This is a genomic window from Petrotoga sp. DB-2 (genome assembly GCF_054051725.1).
The window spans coordinates 97,075-115,569 of the sequence record NZ_JBSVZD010000003.1 but is presented as its reverse complement, the minus strand read 5'-3'; the positions used below and the strand labels follow the sequence as shown (position 1 = coordinate 115,569).

The 18,495-nt window shown below is 36.4% G+C and carries 13 protein-coding genes and 1 pseudogene; 9 read left to right on the top strand and 5 right to left on the bottom strand.

The window, feature by feature from the left end:
- Window positions 1-22 precede the first annotated feature (22 nt).
- The 9 genes and pseudogenes from ACW9JY_RS02310 (at window position 23) to iscB (ending at window position 11,546) form a co-directional block, all read left to right on the top strand.
- The gene (locus ACW9JY_RS02310; protein ID WP_457283228.1) at window positions 23-964 is read left to right on the top strand and encodes an NAD-dependent epimerase/dehydratase family protein; all 942 of its coding nucleotides are present in this window, start codon (window positions 23-25) and stop codon (window positions 962-964) included.
- Window positions 939-2,174 carry a replication-associated recombination protein A gene (locus ACW9JY_RS02305; RefSeq protein ID WP_457283227.1) on the top strand — a complete coding sequence of 412 codons (1,236 nt, stop codon included), beginning with the start codon at window positions 939-941 and terminating at the stop codon, window positions 2,172-2,174. The genes ACW9JY_RS02310 and ACW9JY_RS02305 overlap by 26 nt, the downstream gene beginning before the upstream one ends.
- Before the next feature lie 389 nt (window positions 2,175-2,563).
- Complete coding sequence (locus ACW9JY_RS02300) at window positions 2,564-3,589, top strand: ABC transporter ATP-binding protein (protein WP_457283261.1); 1,026 nt, start codon at window positions 2,564-2,566, stop codon at window positions 3,587-3,589.
- On the top strand, window positions 3,589-4,797 hold the full coding sequence (locus tag ACW9JY_RS02295; RefSeq protein WP_457283226.1) for an ABC transporter ATP-binding protein: 1,209 nt from the start codon (window positions 3,589-3,591) through the stop codon (window positions 4,795-4,797). Before ACW9JY_RS02300 ends, ACW9JY_RS02295 begins: the two co-directional genes overlap by 1 nt.
- Window positions 4,798-4,815: 18 nt before the next feature.
- Complete coding sequence (locus ACW9JY_RS02290; protein WP_457283225.1) at window positions 4,816-6,570, top strand: ABC transporter substrate-binding protein; 1,755 nt, start codon at window positions 4,816-4,818, stop codon at window positions 6,568-6,570.
- A gap of 74 nt (window positions 6,571-6,644) precedes the next feature.
- Entirely contained in the window at window positions 6,645-7,619 is a 975-nt protein-coding gene (locus ACW9JY_RS02285) for an ABC transporter permease (RefSeq protein ID WP_457283224.1), read from the top strand.
- 17 nt (window positions 7,620-7,636) lie between these two features.
- Complete coding sequence (locus ACW9JY_RS02280; protein ID WP_457283223.1) at window positions 7,637-9,313, top strand: ABC transporter permease; 1,677 nt, start codon at window positions 7,637-7,639, stop codon at window positions 9,311-9,313.
- 380 nt (window positions 9,314-9,693) lie between these two features.
- Window positions 9,694-9,822 (top strand): annotated as a pseudogene (locus ACW9JY_RS02275) (oligopeptide ABC transporter ATP-binding protein); the annotation flags it as partial.
- Window positions 9,823-10,256: 434 nt separating this feature from the next.
- Complete coding sequence (iscB, locus tag ACW9JY_RS02270) at window positions 10,257-11,546, top strand: RNA-guided endonuclease IscB (RefSeq protein WP_457283222.1); 1,290 nt, start codon at window positions 10,257-10,259, stop codon at window positions 11,544-11,546.
- Window positions 11,547-11,858: 312 nt separating this feature from the next.
- On the opposite strand, the gene ACW9JY_RS02265 is transcribed toward iscB, so the two are convergent.
- The 5 genes from ACW9JY_RS02265 to ACW9JY_RS02245 form a co-directional block, all read right to left on the bottom strand.
- Complete coding sequence (locus ACW9JY_RS02265) at window positions 11,859-13,877, bottom strand: ABC transporter ATP-binding protein (RefSeq protein ID WP_457283221.1); 2,019 nt, start codon at window positions 13,875-13,877, stop codon at window positions 11,859-11,861.
- Window positions 13,874-15,607: an ABC transporter ATP-binding protein gene (locus ACW9JY_RS02260; protein WP_457283220.1), complete on the bottom strand. Its 1,734-nt coding sequence runs from the start codon at window positions 15,605-15,607 to the stop codon at window positions 13,874-13,876. The genes ACW9JY_RS02265 and ACW9JY_RS02260 overlap by 4 nt, the downstream gene beginning before the upstream one ends.
- Window positions 15,604-16,101 carry a MarR family winged helix-turn-helix transcriptional regulator gene (locus ACW9JY_RS02255; protein ID WP_457283219.1) on the bottom strand — a complete coding sequence of 166 codons (498 nt, stop codon included), beginning with the start codon at window positions 16,099-16,101 and terminating at the stop codon, window positions 15,604-15,606. The genes ACW9JY_RS02260 and ACW9JY_RS02255 overlap by 4 nt, the downstream gene beginning before the upstream one ends.
- Before the next feature lie 807 nt (window positions 16,102-16,908).
- Window positions 16,909-17,850, bottom strand: a complete 942-nt coding sequence (locus tag ACW9JY_RS02250; protein WP_457283218.1) for an enolase C-terminal domain-like protein — start codon at window positions 17,848-17,850, stop codon at window positions 16,909-16,911.
- A 15-nt stretch (window positions 17,851-17,865) separates the two neighbouring features.
- The gene (locus ACW9JY_RS02245; protein ID WP_457283217.1) at window positions 17,866-18,489 is read right to left on the bottom strand and encodes a hypothetical protein; all 624 of its coding nucleotides are present in this window, start codon (window positions 18,487-18,489) and stop codon (window positions 17,866-17,868) included.
- Window positions 18,490-18,495: the final 6 nt, after the last annotated feature.

Here is an 18,495-nt window from a genome sequence, read left to right as displayed (position 1 = left end):
TTATCACTTTTGGAGGTAAAATATGGTTGATAAAAACAAATATCGAATCCTCGTTACTGGAGGTGCAGGTTTCATAGGTTCAAATTTAGTTGATAGATTGATAAAAGAAGGCCATTCCGTAGTTGTTATAGATAATCTTTCCACAGGAAATGTAGAATTCTTGTCACCTATGGCTCTTTTTTACCAACAAGATATTAGAGATTATAATGTTTTGGAGAAAATATTTGAAACACACAAGTTTGATTATGTTTTTCATTTAGCGGCACAGATTTCTGTTCCCGATTCTGTTAAAGACCCAAACTGGGACGCAGAAATCAATGTGATGGGTACTTTGAATTTATTGAAATTATCCGTTAAGTACGGGATTAAAAAGTTTGTATTTTCTTCTACAGGAGGGGCTATTTACGGTGATAACGCTCCTATTCCCACTTCAGAAGATTACTGCCCACATCCTATTAGCCCTTATGCTATTTCAAAACTTGCTTGCGAAAAGTACATAGAGTTTTTTTCACTCCAATATGATCTGAATTACACCATATTGAGATATGCCAACGTATATGGCCCAAAACAAACCCCTAAAGGAGAAGCAGGGGTAGTGGCAATCTTTACTCAGAATATGGTTGAGAAAAAAGAGATAGTTATTTACGGTGATGGAGAACAGGTACGAGATTTTGTACATGTTTTTGATGTAGTTGAAGCCAACTTTTTATCAATAAATAAAGCGGATAAGGAGACGATAAATATTTCAACCAACACAAAGACCACCGTAAACGAGCTTTTTGAAGTGATGAAAAGAAAAACAGGATATGAAAATGACCCGGTTTATAAGCCAGAAAGAGATGGTGATGTGAAGATAAGCTTACTTTCGAATGCTAAGGCAAAAAGTATTTTAGGATGGGAGCCTAAATACGATTTAGAAAAAGGGGTGGAAAATACTATTGAGTGGTACACAACCTCTTTATGAGATAATTAGGCCAAAAACGGTTGACGAGGTACTGGGTAACGTAAAGTTGAAAGAAATACTTAAAACCTGGATAAAGAATAAAAAGGTTAGATCTTTCATTATATATGGTGAACCTGGCAGCGGTAAGTCTACGATTGTAAGGGCTTTAATAAACGAAATAAAAGATTATTACGATGTTTTTTCTATTTCAGGGGCTATAGAAGGAAAGAAAAAAATTAAGGATATAATAGAGCAAAAGAATAATCTTTTTTCAAAACCCAAATTATTATTTGTCGACGAAGTACATCGATTGAATAAAGCCGAACAAGATACCTTACTTTTAAGTGTTGAAACGGGAGAATTAACTCTCATAGGGGCGACCACAGAAAATCCAGCTATTAGTGTAAATCCTGCTTTGTTATCGAGGGTATTAGTTTTTAAAACTAAAGAACTAACTACTGACGATTATGAAAAATTATTCCATCAAATAGAGGATTATTACAAAGATTTGAAAATTACAAAAGAGGCACGCAAAGCACTGATAGAATATGCTGGAAATGATCTTCGAAGGATAATGAATTTAATAGAAACAGCAAATGAAGCTGGGATCAATTCAATTGATTTAGAATTTCTTAAAGATTTTACTGGGTATCGACTAACTTACGATAAAAATGCAAAATATAGCTTAATTTCTGCATATATAAAAAGTATGAGGGGTAGCGATGTGGACGCCGCGCTATTGTATCTTGCTTATATGCTTGAAAGTGGTGAGGACCCGATGTATATAGCAAGAAGGATGGTTATTTTATCTGCCGAAGATGTCGGTTTGGCTGATCCTAATGCTTTAAATATCGCTGTATCAGCGATGATAGCTACTGAACACGTTGGTTACCCCGAATGTTATCTTCCATTATCTGTAGCTACAATTTATCTATGTTCATCACCAAAATCCAATTCAGCATACCTAGCCTACGCTAAAGCCAAAGAGTTTATAAGCCAAAATAATTTCGAGATACCCCCTAAATTGATAAATCCTTTGAACAAAAGAATGAAAAAACAAGGTTTTGGAGAGGGATACAAGTATCCTCACGATTATGGAGGTTTCGTTAGAGAAAGTTACATGCCAGAAGGTTTTGAAAATACCCAATTTTTTACACCAAAGGAAATGGGGATTGAAAAGCGTATAAAAGAGCGATTAAAAGATCTCTGGAAAGACAAGAAGAACTACTGAACAACGATTCATGAAATTTTTTTCATAAAAATTCGAAAAAGTTAGCATTATTGAAATTTTCTTCATTATTTAGGAATAATTGGCAATAAATCTTGTAGATTACTGTTAATTAGTTTTTTTCTACTTGACAATCTCTGTAAACTTTACTATAATTGTTTATGGGATTGAAAATATTGTTAAGTAGTAATAATATATTGTAATTTTAAGTTTTTGTTGTGGGTAGGTATTTTCTGAGTGGGGAGAAGTGGGATGAAGGAAAACGTTTTACACTCTTCCTTATGGGTGCGGAGCGAAGGGACGCTAACACAAGCTTTAGAACTTCTAAAGTCTGCAAAATTTTATGTGATGAGGTGAATATATTGAATGATATCATCTTAGACGTTAGAAATATGAGCACTCACTTTCCTGTAGCAGAAGGAACGATTAAAGCTGTTAATCAACTTTCCTTTACATTGAGTAAAAACGAAACTTTGGGAATCGTTGGGGAAACGGGATCTGGCAAAAGTGTCTCTATGAAATCTATAATGGGGATGATAAAAAGCCCAGGATATATTACTAAAGAGAGTCAGATATTATTTAAAACGAACGAATTTAGTAAAGACGGTAAGGAAGAGTTTGTTGATCTTGCAAAATTAAAACAGAAAGATTTTACAAGGATAAGAGGGAAACACATAGGAATGGTCTTTCAGGATCCAATGTCTTCTTTGAACCCAATGTTTACAATAGCGGATCAGATGATTGAAACCATTGTTTTTCACCAAAATGTATCCATAGAAGAAGCAAGGGAAAGGGCTATAAAACTTTTAGATGATGTAGGTATTGCCAATCCAGGCGAAAGGATCGATGATTATCCTTTCCAACTTTCAGGTGGACAAAGGCAAAGGGTAGTAATAGCTATAGGGCTTTCTTGTAATCCAGAAATTTTAATAGCTGATGAACCTACCACCGCTTTGGATGTTACTATTCAAGCGCAAATTTTGGAATTGATGAAAGATTTACAACAAGAGTATAATATGGGAATGATATACATAACTCATGACCTCTCTGTAATAGCTGAGGTAGCCGATAAGGTTATCGTAATGTATGGTGGGGCTCAGATGGAAATGACAGATATTTATACACTTTTTGAAAAACCTATGCACCCATATACCCATGCTTTGCTTTCCTGTATACCAAGGCACGATATAAAGGTAGATCTATTAAACCCGATAAAAGGGCAACCTCCTGTTATGCTGGATCCCCCACCATTGTGTCCTTTTTTACCAAGATGCCCATATGCCACTGAAAAATGTAGGAAAGAATGGCCTGAGTTAAAAGAAGTTGAAGAAAATCATTACCTAAGATGTTTTAATCCTTTATCTGATTCTACTCCTCTTCATTATGACGATGTGATAGATAAAAAGGAGGCTCTTTGATGCTTTTAAAAGTTCGTAATCTAAAAAAATATTTCCCGATTAAACAGGGATTTTTAATAGATAGAACTGTCGGGTACATTAAAGCAGTGGATGGGATCAATTTAAATTTAGATATAAATGAGACTTATGGATTGGTTGGAGAGTCAGGTTGTGGAAAGACAACCATCGGTAAAACGATTCTGAGGTTGGAAGATCCTACTTCGGGGAAGATTTTTTTAAACGGAGAAGAAACTTCTCATTATTTTATGAGCAAAAGAGCCGGGGCAAAGTATTTGGAAAGGGAATACATCGAATACGCTCATGAATTAGAAGAAGAGTTAGGGAGCAAAGAGAAGGTTCTAGAAACCCTTGAAGATGAAGAGAGGAAGTATATTCAATATTACTATGATAATGGAAAAGAAAAATTTTTTGATTATATGTTTAAAGATATAGATAGAAAAAGAACGGATTTTAGAAGGAATGTTCAAATAGTATTTCAGGATCCTACGTCTTCTTTGAATCCAAGAATGACGGTAGGGCAAACATTGATTGAACCGCTTTTGTTTCACAAGATGGCAAAAAATAAAACAGAAGCAAAAAATATTGCGCTTGATATGTTGAAAAAAGTTGGTTTGAAACCCTACCATGCCGACAGATATCCTCATCAATTTTCTGGGGGGCAAAGACAAAGGGTTGCCGTTGCACGTGCGATTATTTTAGATCCAAAGCTGATCATCCTGGATGAGCCTACTTCTGCATTAGATGTTTCAGTACAGGCACAGATAATCAATCTTTTAAAGTCTTTACAGAGTGAGTTCAACGTTGGATATCTCTTTATTTCTCATGATTTAGGGGTTGTTAGGTTCATTTCAAACCATGTTGGTGTAATGTACCTTGGAAGATTAGTTGAGTATGGAGATGGTTCCGAAATATTTGATAGAACTTTACATCCGTATTCCCAAGCTTTGTTAAATGCCGCCCCTCTTCCTGATCCAAGAAAACGAAGAGATAGAAAAAAGTTTTTGGTTAAAGGTCAAGTACCAAGTCCAGTTAACAGGCCCAAGGGATGTTTCTTCAACCCAAGATGTCCATATGCTATGGAGATATGTAAAAAAGATTACCCTGATTACTATAAAATAAACGAAAACCATTATGTTGCTTGTTTCTTATACAAAGAGGATAGAGATAGAGGTTTATCACAAGAAAAAGAGGGTAAGTTAGTAAAATAACTTAAAGGAGGGATTCACATGAGAAAGTTGTTGGTACTTTTAGTCATTACTTTAAGCGCTTTGGCGATTTTTGCGCAAGAAGCTTACAACCCTGAGTGGCTTATCGCCGATGTGGAAGGTGGTCAAAAAGGAGGAACCCTGTACCTTGCAACAACTTCTGGCCCAAAAACTTTGAATATTTACTGGTCTCAAGAAACATCATCTGAGGATATTATCAGTTGGACTCTTGTCACATTACTAGGTAGTGATTTTTATGGACAACCAACACAACCGTCACTTGCAAAAGATTGGGGAGTAGAACATACAGAAGATGGAGGTACACTCTACTGGTTTGAGATGAGAGAGGGAGTTAAATGGTCTGATGGACATCCATTAACCGTTGACGATGTAGTGTTCACATGGGAAAAGATAATAGTTCCAGATTTAACAGCAGATGGTAACGATTTTTATATGGATGCTGAAGGCAATCTCCCAGAATTGACTGTCGAAGGTAATAGAATAATGTTCAAATATCCTACAACGTTCAGATTTGGGCTTGAAACACTCGGTGGCGAACTTTTCATAATGCCAAAACATGTTTTAGAAGATAAAGTAACGGATGCAGAAACCTTCCAGTCCACCTGGACGGTAGAACAAGTCGATCAAATAGTAGTTGGTGGGCCCTTTAAAGTTACAGAGTACACCGAAGGCGTAAGGGTAGTTTTGGAAAGAAACCCATATTACTTTGAAAAGTCAAAAGACGGGGTTCAACTTCCTTACTTAGATAGAGTTGTCTATGAAATAGTGACAGACACGAACGTTGAAAGATTGAGATTCGAGGCAGGAGAAATAGATTTGTATGGTCCTCAAGCTAAGGATTTCCCATCTCTGAGAGCTCAAGCCGAGGAGAAGGGATGGAATGTAATAGTAGGACCAGCGACCGCCGGGTCAAACTTTGTGGCTTTCAATTTCAATGCAGCCGATCCTGTTCATAGAGCATGGTTCAGAAACGATAATTTCAGAAAAGCTGTAGCGTATGCCTTTGATAAACAAACTATCATAGATACTTTGTACAACGGTTTAGGTGTGCCTAACTATGGTCCAAGAACTAATTCTTCTGCTTTCTACAATCCAGAAATCGAGGAATTGGGATTCAGATATTCACTTGTTACAGCCCAGAGACTTTTAAGAGAAGCAGGGTTCAGTTGGAATGAGAGTGGTGAGTTAGTCGATTGGGATGGAAACGTCGTTGAATTTGAATTGAACACCAACGGGGAAAACGTGGTAAGAAACGAAATTGCTGTTATTTTAGTTGATTCCTTAGCAAAACTAGGAATCAAAGTAAATTACAGACCTATACAGTTCAACGCTCTAGTTCAGAGAATGTATTCACCTAACTGGGATGCAATTATCATTGGATTAGTTGGAGGAGACGATCCTGGATGGAGTCAAAACGTTTGGTTGTTAGATGGTGGATTACACTTCTGGAACTGGTCTCCTGAAGTTATGGAATGGGTTGATCCAAATGAATATTGGGTACACCCTGCCGAAAAAAGAATTGATGAGATTATGAGAATTCAACGCTCAATTTTGGACAAAGATGAGATCCAAGAGCTTTGGGACGAATGGCAAATGTTGATTGCAGAGAATCAGATCTTAGTTTACACAATTTCTCAAAATTATTTGCTCTTGTATAAAAACACTTTACATTTGTATCCTGTAGAGAAACATGGAACGATTAACCCTTACACTGGAAGTTTATGGAATGCTCAGTACACTTGGAAAGAACAGTAATTTTTAGGTTTAGTAAATAAGGGCGGAAGGGAGACCTTCTGCCTTTTTAAAATCGTAGTAAGGAGGCTTCGATCTTGCTTAAATATATAGTTAGAAGACTTATTCTTGCTATACCTGTATTGTTGGGAGTATCGGTTATCTCATTTTTTGTAATGCAATTGGCACCTGGTGATTTTTTAGATACATATAGAATAAACCCCAATATCAGTCGTGAACAACTTCAAGAATTAGAAACATTGTATGGATTAGATAAAAACCCTGTAACCCAGTATTTTTTGTGGTTAGGAAACGTTCTGCGGGGAGATTGGGGATACTCTTTCATCTATAAAATGGATGTTTGGGAGGTTATGCTCAGAAGGTTAGAAGCAACACTTTTATTAAGTGTAACAACTTTTATCTTTACCTGGGGGATTGGTATACCTTTAGGGATAACAGCGGCGCTTCACCAATACAAATTTACGGACCAAGCCCTTTCAACTCTTGGACTCATAGGTATTTCAATTCCAAACTTCTTTTTCGCTCTATTATGGTTAATGTGGGCCGCAAATACGGGAATATTTCCAATTGGTGGGATGCTTTCACGCGAATTTGCTAATTTTCCCTGGTACAAGCAGATAGGTGATTTTTTCTGGCATGTGGCCGGTCCTGTAGTTACTTTGGGAACCGCATCTCTTGCTGGAACTATGCGTATTATGAGAGGCCAGATGTTAGATGAGATGAACCAAGATTATGCAGAGTTTGCAAGAGCAAAGGGGATGCCTTCAGATGTAGTCATTTACAAGCATACGTTGAGAAACGCTATCAATCCTGTAATTACCTCACTGGGATTCAGTTTAGCCTCGATATTGGGTGGTGCCTTGGTAACAGAATATGTATTTTCGTGGCCAGGTTTAGGATCATTGATGAGAGATGCGATATTTCAGCAAGATATTTATTTGGTGATGGCAAATTTGTTTTTGCAAGGTATTCTTTTAATTACTGGTAATTTGATCGCTGATATCTTACTTGCTGCATCTGATCCTCGTGTCAGATTAAGAATGAGTGCTTAAATTGGAGGGATTTATAAGTGAGAAAAAAGCAGAAGGATAATTTGAAGAACACACCCCAAAACACACAAACCGATGAAGAACTTTTTGAACGAGAATTCATGTCAACCCCTGCACTTATTTGGAGGGCATTAAAAAGGCATAAATTGGGAATGATATCTCTTGTCGTGTTGATTATATTATATTTATTGGCTATATTTGCTGATTTTGTCTCTCCGATGAATCCATTTAATAACCATATTTCGTATAGATTTGCACCACCTTCTAAGATTTATAGAAAAGATTTATTCACAGGAGAAAGAGTTGGCCCTCATACTTACCTGTATATGAGTGAAAGAGATCCAATCACGTACGAGAGTAATTATGTAGAAGCAACCCATTTGGATATAATTAAGGCAAGAGATCCCGAAACGGGTAATTTAACTACCTTTGAATTGGGTGCATATAATCCAACTTACAATGCAACAGTTTCAGATATAACTTATACATTTAAAAATACCGTCATGGCAAAAACTGCCGATGGGGAGTACATTGAATTAGCAACTAATCGAAAATACGATCAGAATTTGATTCCTTTATATTATTTTACTAAAGAAGAAAACTTAAATGGCCCCGTTTCATTTGAAAATGGCCTTTTTGACGTTAGTTTTTCAAAACTTTTGAGTGGAGAGACGATTGTTGTTAACGAAGATAACAGAAGTATGGCAATTAATACTTACAAAAGCGATTATAGATACGCTCCTAAAATAAGAAATCAAGAAATTATCAGCATAGATACTTTCACAACGTTGGAAGAAATAAATGTTTATTTTGATTTTATACCTGTTGTATTGACTCCGTCAGATTTGCAAGCGGTTAATTTGAAAAATTATCCAATCGAATTCTTTATTCATTCTTGGGATTACAAGCTTTTAGGCCTTTTTCCTACCAATTTACATTTATTTGGAGTTGAAAAACCAAAATTGCCTTCACTGTCTGATTATTTTTCAAACGATGGGATTCTGTATGTATGGGGATCAGACCAATATGGAAGGGATATTTTCAGTAGGATATTCTTTGCTTCCCGTATTTCCCTTTCTATAGGGTTGATTGGAATATTATTAACATTTACAATCGGTATTTTTTTAGGCGGTTTGGCAGGATACTTTGGAGGATGGGTGGACGAAGTGACTATGAGGTTCACGGAAATATTAATGTCCATTCCTAGCCTTTATTTGATATTAACTTTAAGTGCTGTGTTGCCTACAGGTATCTCACCAGAGATTCGGTATCTTTTGATAGTTGTAATTCTGTCCTTTATTGGATGGCCCGGAATGACAAGGGTTATAAGAGGAATGACTATGGGTTTGAAGCAAACAGAGTTTGTTCAAGCAGCCATAGCCTTAGGATATCCTCCAAGAAAAGTGATTTGGAACCATTTGTTACCAAACACCTACACTTACGTAATCGTTTCTGCTACCTTATCTATACCAGGATATATTTTAGGTGAGGCTAGTCTCAGTTTCTTGGGCGTGGGAGTAACAGAACCTGGAGCCTCTTGGGGCTTGATGCTTTCTCAGGCTCAGGATATCCAAGTTTTAACCAGTTACCCATGGGTGCTTTTACCAGGATTGTTTATCATTATAACGGTTCTTGCCTTCAATTTATTCGGAGATGCCATAAGGGATGCGCTGGATCCACGAGCCTTGGGTCTATAATTAATATAAACCCCCGTACTTTGTGGGGTTTTTTATTATGCTCACCAGCATGAGTCCACCATTTTTTCAAACCTCTCCATCACTATTTGACAGACGTCGAAATATGTATAATGTATATAGTTGTATATTCTTTGACAACTGAATATATGAGGTTGCAGGGAGAAAATATGCGATAACCGCGCTTACCTTCCCCGCGTAAAATATTCGAGGTACAAAAGAACATCCTAATACGAACAAAAATACAAAAAAGTATTTGTGTAGGATTGGTAGAACCAATCCAGGAGTAGTGGTGTTGGATACATCAGAGATGTACTAATGAAAAGAACATCATTTCAGTGGGAATCCGAAGCTCGTCAATTCATTGATGAAGTAGTTCACGACTAACGTATCTATACATAACTCATGACTTATCAACTGATGGATATTTTTACGATAGGATAGTATTTATGTATCTTGGAAGAATAGTTGAGTTAAGTGACGCAGACGAAATAATTGAAAGGTCTTTACATCTATAGCATTGATCATCGAAGGTATATTTAATTGGCCTGGAATGGGGAACCTTTTTTGGCTACTATTCAGCAGGATGATATTCCTGGTTTTTTTGGGTAATTTGTCGTCTTTTACAACTCTTTTATACATCTGCGGTATCGTAATTTTAGATTTAATATACGGTTTCTTAGACCCTAGAGTCAACAGCCAACTACCCTAGAGGGTAGTGACTTGTAGGAAACTACAAGTCAGTTGATTAGCCTAAGTCTTAATTGACTACGTTATTCAAGAATGATATAGTTACTCTGGGATACTTCACTAGTCCCAGACTCTAAGTGTAGTGATTAAACATTTCTGATGGTAGGAAAAGTGTTGCTACTAAAAACCTTGAATAACATTGGCGAAGTGAACCTACCGCTGAAAAGCGGATTTATTTCCGTAAGGAGATCTAAAAATGGTATACGTTATTGCGAAAGATTGTACACCTTTAATGCCTACTAAAAGGCATGGTAAAGTTAAGCATTTGCTTAGAAGTGGTAAAGCAACAGTAGTTAGAAACAAACCGTTCACTATACAACTTACTTATGACACAACACATTACACTCAACCTATAACGGTTGGTGTAGATAGCGGTCACAAACATATAGGTTTTTCTGCTGTAACAGAGAAAGAAGAAGTATTATCAGGAGAAGTTGAACTTAGAGATGATGTAAGTGAGCTTATCAAAGAAAAGGGAATGTATCGTAGAATTCGGAGAAATAGGTTAAGGTATAGAGAACCAAGGTTCGATAATCGTAGAAAACCTGATGGCTGGTTAGCTCCTAGTATCCAACATAAGTTAGATACTCATATTCGATTTATAGAATTCATTAAGAATATACTTCCAATAACGAGCATAGTAATTGAAGTAGCAAAATTCGATACTCAGAAGATTAAAAATCCTAACATAGAAGGTATAGAGTACCAACAAGGAGAACAACGAGATTTTTATAATCTTCGTGAGTATATATTTCACAGAGATAATCACACTTGTCAATTATGTGGCAAAACTAACGTCCCGTTGCAAATACATCATATAGGTTATTGGAAAGGCGATAGAACTGATAGGCCAAGCAATTTGATTACACTTTGTACCAAATGTCATAACCCAGCAAATCATGGGGAAAATGGTAAGCTTTATGGAATGAAACCTGTTTATAAACCATTGAAAGCGGCTACTTTTATGACAACCATTAGATGGAAACTAATAGATATGCTTGGTTGTGGGTACACATACGGTTATATAACTAAATCCAGAAGAATAGAGTTTAACCTTGACAAGACTCACTATAACGATGCATTTTGTATTGCAGGCGGAACTAATCAAAGAAGAATAGAACCTATATACTTCGAACAAATTAGACGAAACAATCGTTCGTTAGAGAAATTTTATGATGCAAAGTATATAGATACAAGAGATGGTTCTACTAAGAAAGGACAAGAGTTGTTTAACGGTAGAAGAACACGCAATAAGAATCACAATACAGAGAACCTTAGAAAGTATCGAGGCAAGAAAGTAACTAAAGGTAGAAGAAGCATACGTATTCAAAGGTATTTCTACCAACCAAAGGATATAGTTATATACGAAGGTAGAAAGTATACTGTTAAAGGCATACAAAACAAGGGAAGTTATATTAAACTTGCAGGGCTTTCAAAACCAGTTAGGACAGAAGCTGTTGAACCATACATGTTTAGAAAAGTTTAATAGCTTTCAGCCGAAGTGAATATAAAAGTTGGCGGGAAAGAGTGAATAAAATCCCGCCAAGAGTTTAGTTTTGTCTTCCCCTATCCCCATTAGTATATGAAATGAATATCTTTTCGAAATTCACCATTTGTTTTTCTATGCTCACTATTTCTACATTACGTGATTTGAAAAAATCAATAACCAAATATAATTCTGAAGTGGAAATTATTGGCAATTTTTAATTGAAAAAACGCCCATTTAGGGCGCATTTTCGGAAATTATTTTATTACTTTCATCCATTCAACACCCCAACTTAGTTGGGGTGGAGAAAGTTTAGCTTTTGACAGATGCTATATTTTCTTGTGGTGTTTTTAGTTCTTTTATTGGTTTTTTTAAATCGATTCCTAAAAATTGGCTCATGTAGAGATTGTAGTAAAAGCCTTTATTTTTCATGAGTTCTTCGTGATTTCCAGTTTCTACAATGGAACCATGATTCATTACTAAGATCGTATCGGCATTCCTGATTGTAGATAATCTATGAGCAATTACAAAACTTGTGCGTCCCTTCATCAATTTTTCCATAGCTTGTTGTATTAATGTTTCTGTACGTGTGTCGACAGAGCTCGTCGCTTCATCCAAGATCAAAATTTTAGGGTCTGCAAGGAAAGCTCTTGCGATGGTTATCAATTGTCTTTGACCTTGTGATAGGTTCGAGGCTTCTTCGTCTATTATTGTGTTGTAACCATGGGGTAATGTTCTCACAAAATGATCCACATACGCCGCTTTAGCAGCTTCCATGATCTCTTCATCAGAGGTATCTTCTTTACCGTAAGCGATATTTTCTTTTATCGTGCCTCCAAAAAGCCAGGTATCTTGAAGCACCATACCAAAGTTTTTTCTAAGGTCTGATCTTCTCATTTGCCTAATATCAGTTCCGTCCAAGGTTATTCTTCCATCTGTGACATCGTAGAATCTCATTAGAAGGTTTACAAGTGTTGTTTTTCCAGCGCCTGTTGGGCCAACTATCGCTACATTTTCTCCAGGATGTACAACTAAGTTTAAGCCCTCTATCAAAGGTTTTTTAGGATCATAACTGAAAGATACGTTTTCAAACGCTATTCTTCCTTCTACTTCAGGTAATTCTACAGGATCGATTGGATCAGGAACTTCGTCCTCTTCATCTAGGAGTTCGAATACTCTTTCAGCAGAAGCGACGGTTGATTGTAAAATATTTATAATATTAGCTGTTTGAACTATTGGTTGGGTGAACATTCTTGAGTACTGAATGAACGCCTGTACATCTCCAAGTGTCATTAGACCGTTTGCTACCCTAAGTCCACCGATAACGCTGACAGCTACGTAGTTAAGATTGTTTAGAAAAGCTATTGCAGGTCGTATTATGCCTGATATGAACTGAGATTTGAAACTTGCTTGGTATAATCTAGCGTTTTCGTTGTCGAATGTTTCTTTAGCTTCTTTTTGTTTGTTGAAAACCTTTACAATGTTATGGCCTGAATATGTTTCCTCTACATGACCGTTGAGTTTTCCCGTACTGTCCCACTGCGTTTCAAACTGTTTCTGAGATTTTTTTACAATGAACATTGTGACAATCAGAGATAAAGGAATCATCGTCAAGGCTATTAATGTGAGCAATGGACTTATCGTTAACATCATAACTATTACACCGATTATAGTGACAGTAGCTGTTATGATCTGTGTTAACGTTTGTTGAAGCGTTCTTCCTATATTATCAATATCATTGGTTACTCTACTGAGAATATCACCGTGGGAATGACTATCAAAATATTTAAGTGGAAGTGTTGCTAGTTTTTTGTCAACTTCTTTTCTGAGACTATAGATGGATTTTTGAGAGACACCAGCCATCATATATTGCTGTAGCCAATTGAACAGGGCTGATAAACCATAAATTACTAATAGGGTCAATAAGATTTGTACGAGTTTGTTGTAATCAACTCCCTCACCTGGGACTATATTCATTGGCCCAATCATTTCAGCGATTTGATCGTTCCCTGAGAGCTTAAGCATTTGTATAGCTTCTTCTTTTGTCATATTTTCGGGCATATTTTTGCTAATTATACCTTCGAACAAAACATTTGTGGCGTTCCCTATTATCTTAGGGGCTGTTATCATAAAGACCGTAGCTAAAACGGCAAAAGAAACAACGAACAAAAGTGGTATTAATTGAGGTTTTAAATATCCAAGTAATCTTTTTAAGGAACCCCAAAAATTTTTTGGCTTTTCCCCAGGGGTTGCTCCTCCTCGCCTTCCCATTCCCATCCCCATATGTCGGTTGGTTGAACTTTTAGAAGTTTTTGTATTATTGTGACTCATGCGGTTTCCTCCTCTGGTAACTGGGATTTTACGAGCTCTCTATATACTTCACATGATTGCATAAGATCTGAATGTTTTCCTTGCCCAGCTATCGTTCCGTCGTCGTTTAGAACGATTATTAAGTCTGCATTAAGTATGGTACTTACCCTTTGAGCTACTATTATAACTGTAGAGTTTTTAGTCTCTTCCTTTAAGGCTTCACGAAGGTTCGCATCGGTTCGGTTATCCAAAGCAGAGAAACTATCGTCGAATATATAGATCTTTGGCTTTTTGACAATTGCCCTTGCAATAGATAGACGTTGCCTTTGACCACCGGAGAAGTTCGTTCCTCCTTGATCAACTGGAGCTTGTAGTTTATCAGGTAATTCTTCTACAAAATCCTTCGCTTGGGCTATTTCTAAGGCATGCCACATTTCCTCTTCAGTTGCATCTTTCTTACCATATGCTAGGTTGGAAGCTATCGTTCCACTGAATAGATAAGCTTTTTGAGGTACAAAACCTAGTGAGTCTCTAAGGTTTTCCATCGACAGTTCTCTTATATCTACACCGTCGATTTCTATCTTCCCTTCGGTGACTTCGTAAAAACGTGGGATCAAGTTTATAAGAGTGCTTTTACCGCTTCCGGTGCTACCTACAATTGCGGTAGTTTTGCCTGGTTTTGCTTCAAATGAAATATTTCTTAGTACGGGTTCCTCAGCGCCTTCGTATTTGAATGTCACATTTTTGAAGGAGATAGTGCCTTTTTTACTTTTTAAAATTACGGGATCGTCTGGTTCATTAATCGTAGGTTCTGTTTCTAATACTTCTTTGATACGATCAGCAGATGCTTCAGCACGAGGCCACATGACAAACATCATCATTGCCATCATTATTGATATGAGTATTTCCATGATATATGTTAAGAAGGCTGTCAAGTTGCCTATTGGCATTGCTCCACTGTCTATTCGCATTGAACCAAACCAGAGAATACTAACAGTTGAAAGGTTCATAATAAGCATTAGAAGAGGCATACCTAATGCTAATAATCTGTTTACTTTTATGGCGGTTTGGGTTAAGTCGCTATTAACTTTGTCGAATCTTTTTTCTTCACTTTTATCTTTCACGAAAGCCCTGATGACGCGTACGCCCATTAATTTTTCACGTAGAACACGGTTGACGTTATCGAGTTTTATTTGCATGCTTTTAAATAGTGGAATTGCCTTACGCATTAGAAAGAATACAACAATTCCCATCAGTGGGATTATCACTAAAAGCGAAGTAGAAAGGACAACGTCTTGACGTATAGCCATAATGGCACCACCTATTGCCATTATGGGTGCAAGAATCATCACATTCAACATTATCAATATCAACATCTGAATTTGGTATACATCATTCGTGTTTCTCGTTATCAGCGAGGCGGTTCCAAACTTGTCTATATCGTTTTGAGAGAAACTAAGTACCTTATAGTAAAGATCTTTACGTAAGTCATGTGCAAATTTTGCAGAGATTCTAGATGCAAAAAATGTCGCCCCTATAGCAGCACCTACGAGTAATAGGGAAAATAACAACATCCTCCCTCCTGCTTGCATGATATAATTGAGGTCTCCTTTGGCAACACCGTTGTTGATAATGTCTGCATTTAAGTTTGGAAGGTATAAGTTTGAGACAGCTTGGACGGTAAGTAACACCAATGCCAAAATTACCTCTTTATAATACTGTTTTAAATATTTGCTTAGTATGGTTCTCATCCTTGATCTTCTCCTTTTTGTAAATGTTTTGATAGGTTGTTGGATATTTTTTTTAGTAACTCGTTAAAGGTATTTAGTTCTTCGTCTGATAACCCTTCAAAGCTGTATCTCACGATCTTTGAAAAGGAAGTTTTTAAATTTTTTATTTCTTCCTCTCCTTTTTCAGTTAAGAACATCTGAAGTGTGCGCATGTCATCAGGATCGGATTTGCGGAGTATGAGTCCCATTTTCTCTAGCCTTTTAAGAATCAAAGAAACCGTTGGAGGAGCTACGTTCATGAGCTTTGCAAGATTTGTTTGATTTATACCAGGGTTTTTCCAAATGTACCATAAACAGACTCCTTGTCCAGGATAGACATCTTTTTCTGCCATAATTTTGAAATTTAACTGTCTTTGGAGATTCATCACTTGAAAGAATTGTTGGACAACGTTGATCGTTGATGGATTGAGTTTATCAAAAGGGAAATTTTCGGTGCAAAGTGTTTTGTCTTTCATTTCTTTTCTCCTCTCATTTCATCTTTATTATTTAGCGCCCTTTCACCCCGCTCCCCACCCGTGAGGAAAAGAGTCTTTATTAGCGCCCTTCCCCCGCAGCCCACCCATTTGAGGAAAGAACCTGCGGCCCCTAACCCGTGGTGGGGGAGGGCTTCGCCCTGTGACCTTTTTAAAACCAGAACTTTTTTGTGAGTTAATTGTTTGTATAGTTTTCTTGTAAACTTTGCTTAGTCTTTATTAGCACCCTACCCCCGCTCCCCACCCATAAGGAAGAAAATCTTTATTTCTTCATTTTCATTCGGTAGCCCACCCATTTAAGGATGGAGCTTTACCCTTTCGCACCACAACCCCGCCCATTTGAGGAAAAGATCTGTAGTTTCAACGGCTGCGTCAATATTCTATTAGTATGCTAATAATTAACTTACTAACTATTAGCATACTAATAGTTAGTATACTATCTTTTTTTGAAATATCAAGTTTTTATTTGAAATTTTGATTAATAGTTTATATCTTTTGAATGAGTCGAGGGGAGGGGGAGAGATTAATACTTCGTTTAGAGGAGTTACTGAGCAAAATTTCCCAATTTTTAAGGAGCAAGCTGCTAAACCAAGAGGGGAAAATTTCTTTGACGGTTTTGATGTTGTGTTGTAGAGTATTACTTTTTTCATTCCTTTTGTGCAGACTGTGGAGCGAAGGGGACTTAAACCACCATTAGAAATGCTGACAAGAAGAGAAATTTATAAAATTAAGCATCATAGTAATATACTGGCTAGTAATATACTCACCAGTATATTACTGGCCAGTATATTATATTACAATATAATGATTTATATTCAAATCTATTATATCGAATGCGTTTTTTATTTTGTTAGACCAGTTTAGATTTATGGGGTGTTCTATTCTTGTGGAGATGACTGTTTCCAAGTTGAGGATATTGGCTAGGTCGTAGTGTTTTTTTAAGTTGGTTAGTCCACCAACTTTGGTGATATCTAAGACGACTCCTGAAGCAATATTTGATACTCTGATAATATCCTCAGGTTGTTCGATGGATTCATCCCAAAAAATTGGGTAGTTTATTTGTAGATTGCTTAAAGTATTTTCTTTATACTTCGGGGTTGGTTGTTCTAAAGCCATAGTTTCAGAGGTTTTCAAAAGTTTTAGAATTTGTCTGATTTCATGGTGGGAGAATAAACCTCTCAGGTCAATCCATAGTTTTTTACCTTTGAAGAGTTTCAATATTTTTTCAAACTCTGTGAGCAACGGTTTTTCTAAGAACTCTATTTTTATAATTTTTTCATCTTTTTGAATTTCTGGAAGTAAGTCAAATATATTAATGTCTTTTTTCCAAAAAATTCTAAAGAGAGATTCCTGCGAGATACTTTTTTTAGTCGGGAAGAGCAATTTTGCAGGATCGTAATTGTATTTGTTTGTTAGGTAGTCAAAGATCGCTAAAAAAACAGCGGTTTTTGAAGAGTTGTCTCTTTTTATCTTTTCATTGAATTTTTCTTCGATGTTGGGTAGGTTTTCAATATCATCTTCCATTTCAAATAGATCTCTAATTAATTCCAATATCGCCATGGTAGTTTTAAATGTCTCACCAAAATAGTAATTGGGGGTGGCTGCCCCAACCCCCTGAATTCCTTGTTTGTCTATGAATTTAAATATAGCATGCTCTTGCCATTCTATATTTAGATTTTTTAAGATCGTTCTTTCTTGCCAGTAGTATACGTCTCTTTTTCTTTCTTTCATGAATTTTCAGCCCTCTTAGTATATATTTTGCATTAGTAAATACCAAAATAAGGAAACTAATATTGCATAGGTTGGCGATAAGATTAGCTCTTTTATATTTTTTTCTTTTACAAAGATAAGTTTGTATGCTAATCCGGCGCCTACTGCTATAATGGACCAAAGGTAGTTTTGAGCCATCATAAAAATGAATATCGCTAACCTTTCCGATGCACCGATTGTGTCTTTTTTTTCTTTTTCAAATAGGTTGAAAGTTCTGAATAAGAAGCTTCCAAAACTTGTTGCTACGATCATTCCTACAATATAGAACTGAAAGACGTTAGATAAGAAAGAATCTTGGAAAAAGTTTCTGAATAGGTATGACCAGATCAAAAAGGCCCCTAAAAATATGATTTCAAAGTAGATGTTGGTGTTTTGGTTTTTTATTCTTAGTAAGTCTATACCTATGTGTAGGAGGACGGAGAGTGAAACTATTAAAAGCATCCATCCCGTTAACATATCAAAATTGAAAGCCAAAAAAACCAATAAGACCCAGATTAGATGTTTGTAATAACTGGACTTTTCCAGGAATTTATCAGAATAAACGTTGGTAAAGGCAAAATCAGATACAAAATGACTTAAAAAGAGAGTCATTGAAAACATAGTATA

What these genes read in the sequence shown, in the direction of transcription:
- ACW9JY_RS02265 (WP_457283221.1), bottom strand. Translation starts at nt 13,877, where the DNA reads ATGAGTCACAATAATACAAAAACTTCTAAAAGTTCAACCAACCGACAT.
- ACW9JY_RS02250 (WP_457283218.1), bottom strand. Translation starts at nt 17,850, where the DNA reads ATGAAAGAAAGAAAAAGAGACGTATACTACTGGCAAGAAAGAACGATC.
- ACW9JY_RS02255 (WP_457283219.1), bottom strand. Translation starts at nt 16,101, where the DNA reads ATGAAAGACAAAACACTTTGCACCGAAAATTTCCCTTTTGATAAACTC.
- ACW9JY_RS02300 (WP_457283261.1), top strand. Translation starts at nt 2,564, where the DNA reads ATGAGCACTCACTTTCCTGTAGCAGAAGGAACGATTAAAGCTGTTAAT.
- iscB (WP_457283222.1), top strand. Translation starts at nt 10,257, where the DNA reads ATGGTATACGTTATTGCGAAAGATTGTACACCTTTAATGCCTACTAAA.
- ACW9JY_RS02260 (WP_457283220.1), bottom strand. Translation starts at nt 15,607, where the DNA reads ATGAGAACCATACTAAGCAAATATTTAAAACAGTATTATAAAGAGGTA.
- ACW9JY_RS02290 (WP_457283225.1), top strand. Translation starts at nt 4,816, where the DNA reads ATGAGAAAGTTGTTGGTACTTTTAGTCATTACTTTAAGCGCTTTGGCG.
- ACW9JY_RS02245 (WP_457283217.1), bottom strand. Translation starts at nt 18,489, where the DNA reads ATGTTTTCAATGACTCTCTTTTTAAGTCATTTTGTATCTGATTTTGCC.
- ACW9JY_RS02310 (WP_457283228.1), top strand. Translation starts at nt 23, where the DNA reads ATGGTTGATAAAAACAAATATCGAATCCTCGTTACTGGAGGTGCAGGT.
- ACW9JY_RS02295 (WP_457283226.1), top strand. Translation starts at nt 3,589, where the DNA reads ATGCTTTTAAAAGTTCGTAATCTAAAAAAATATTTCCCGATTAAACAG.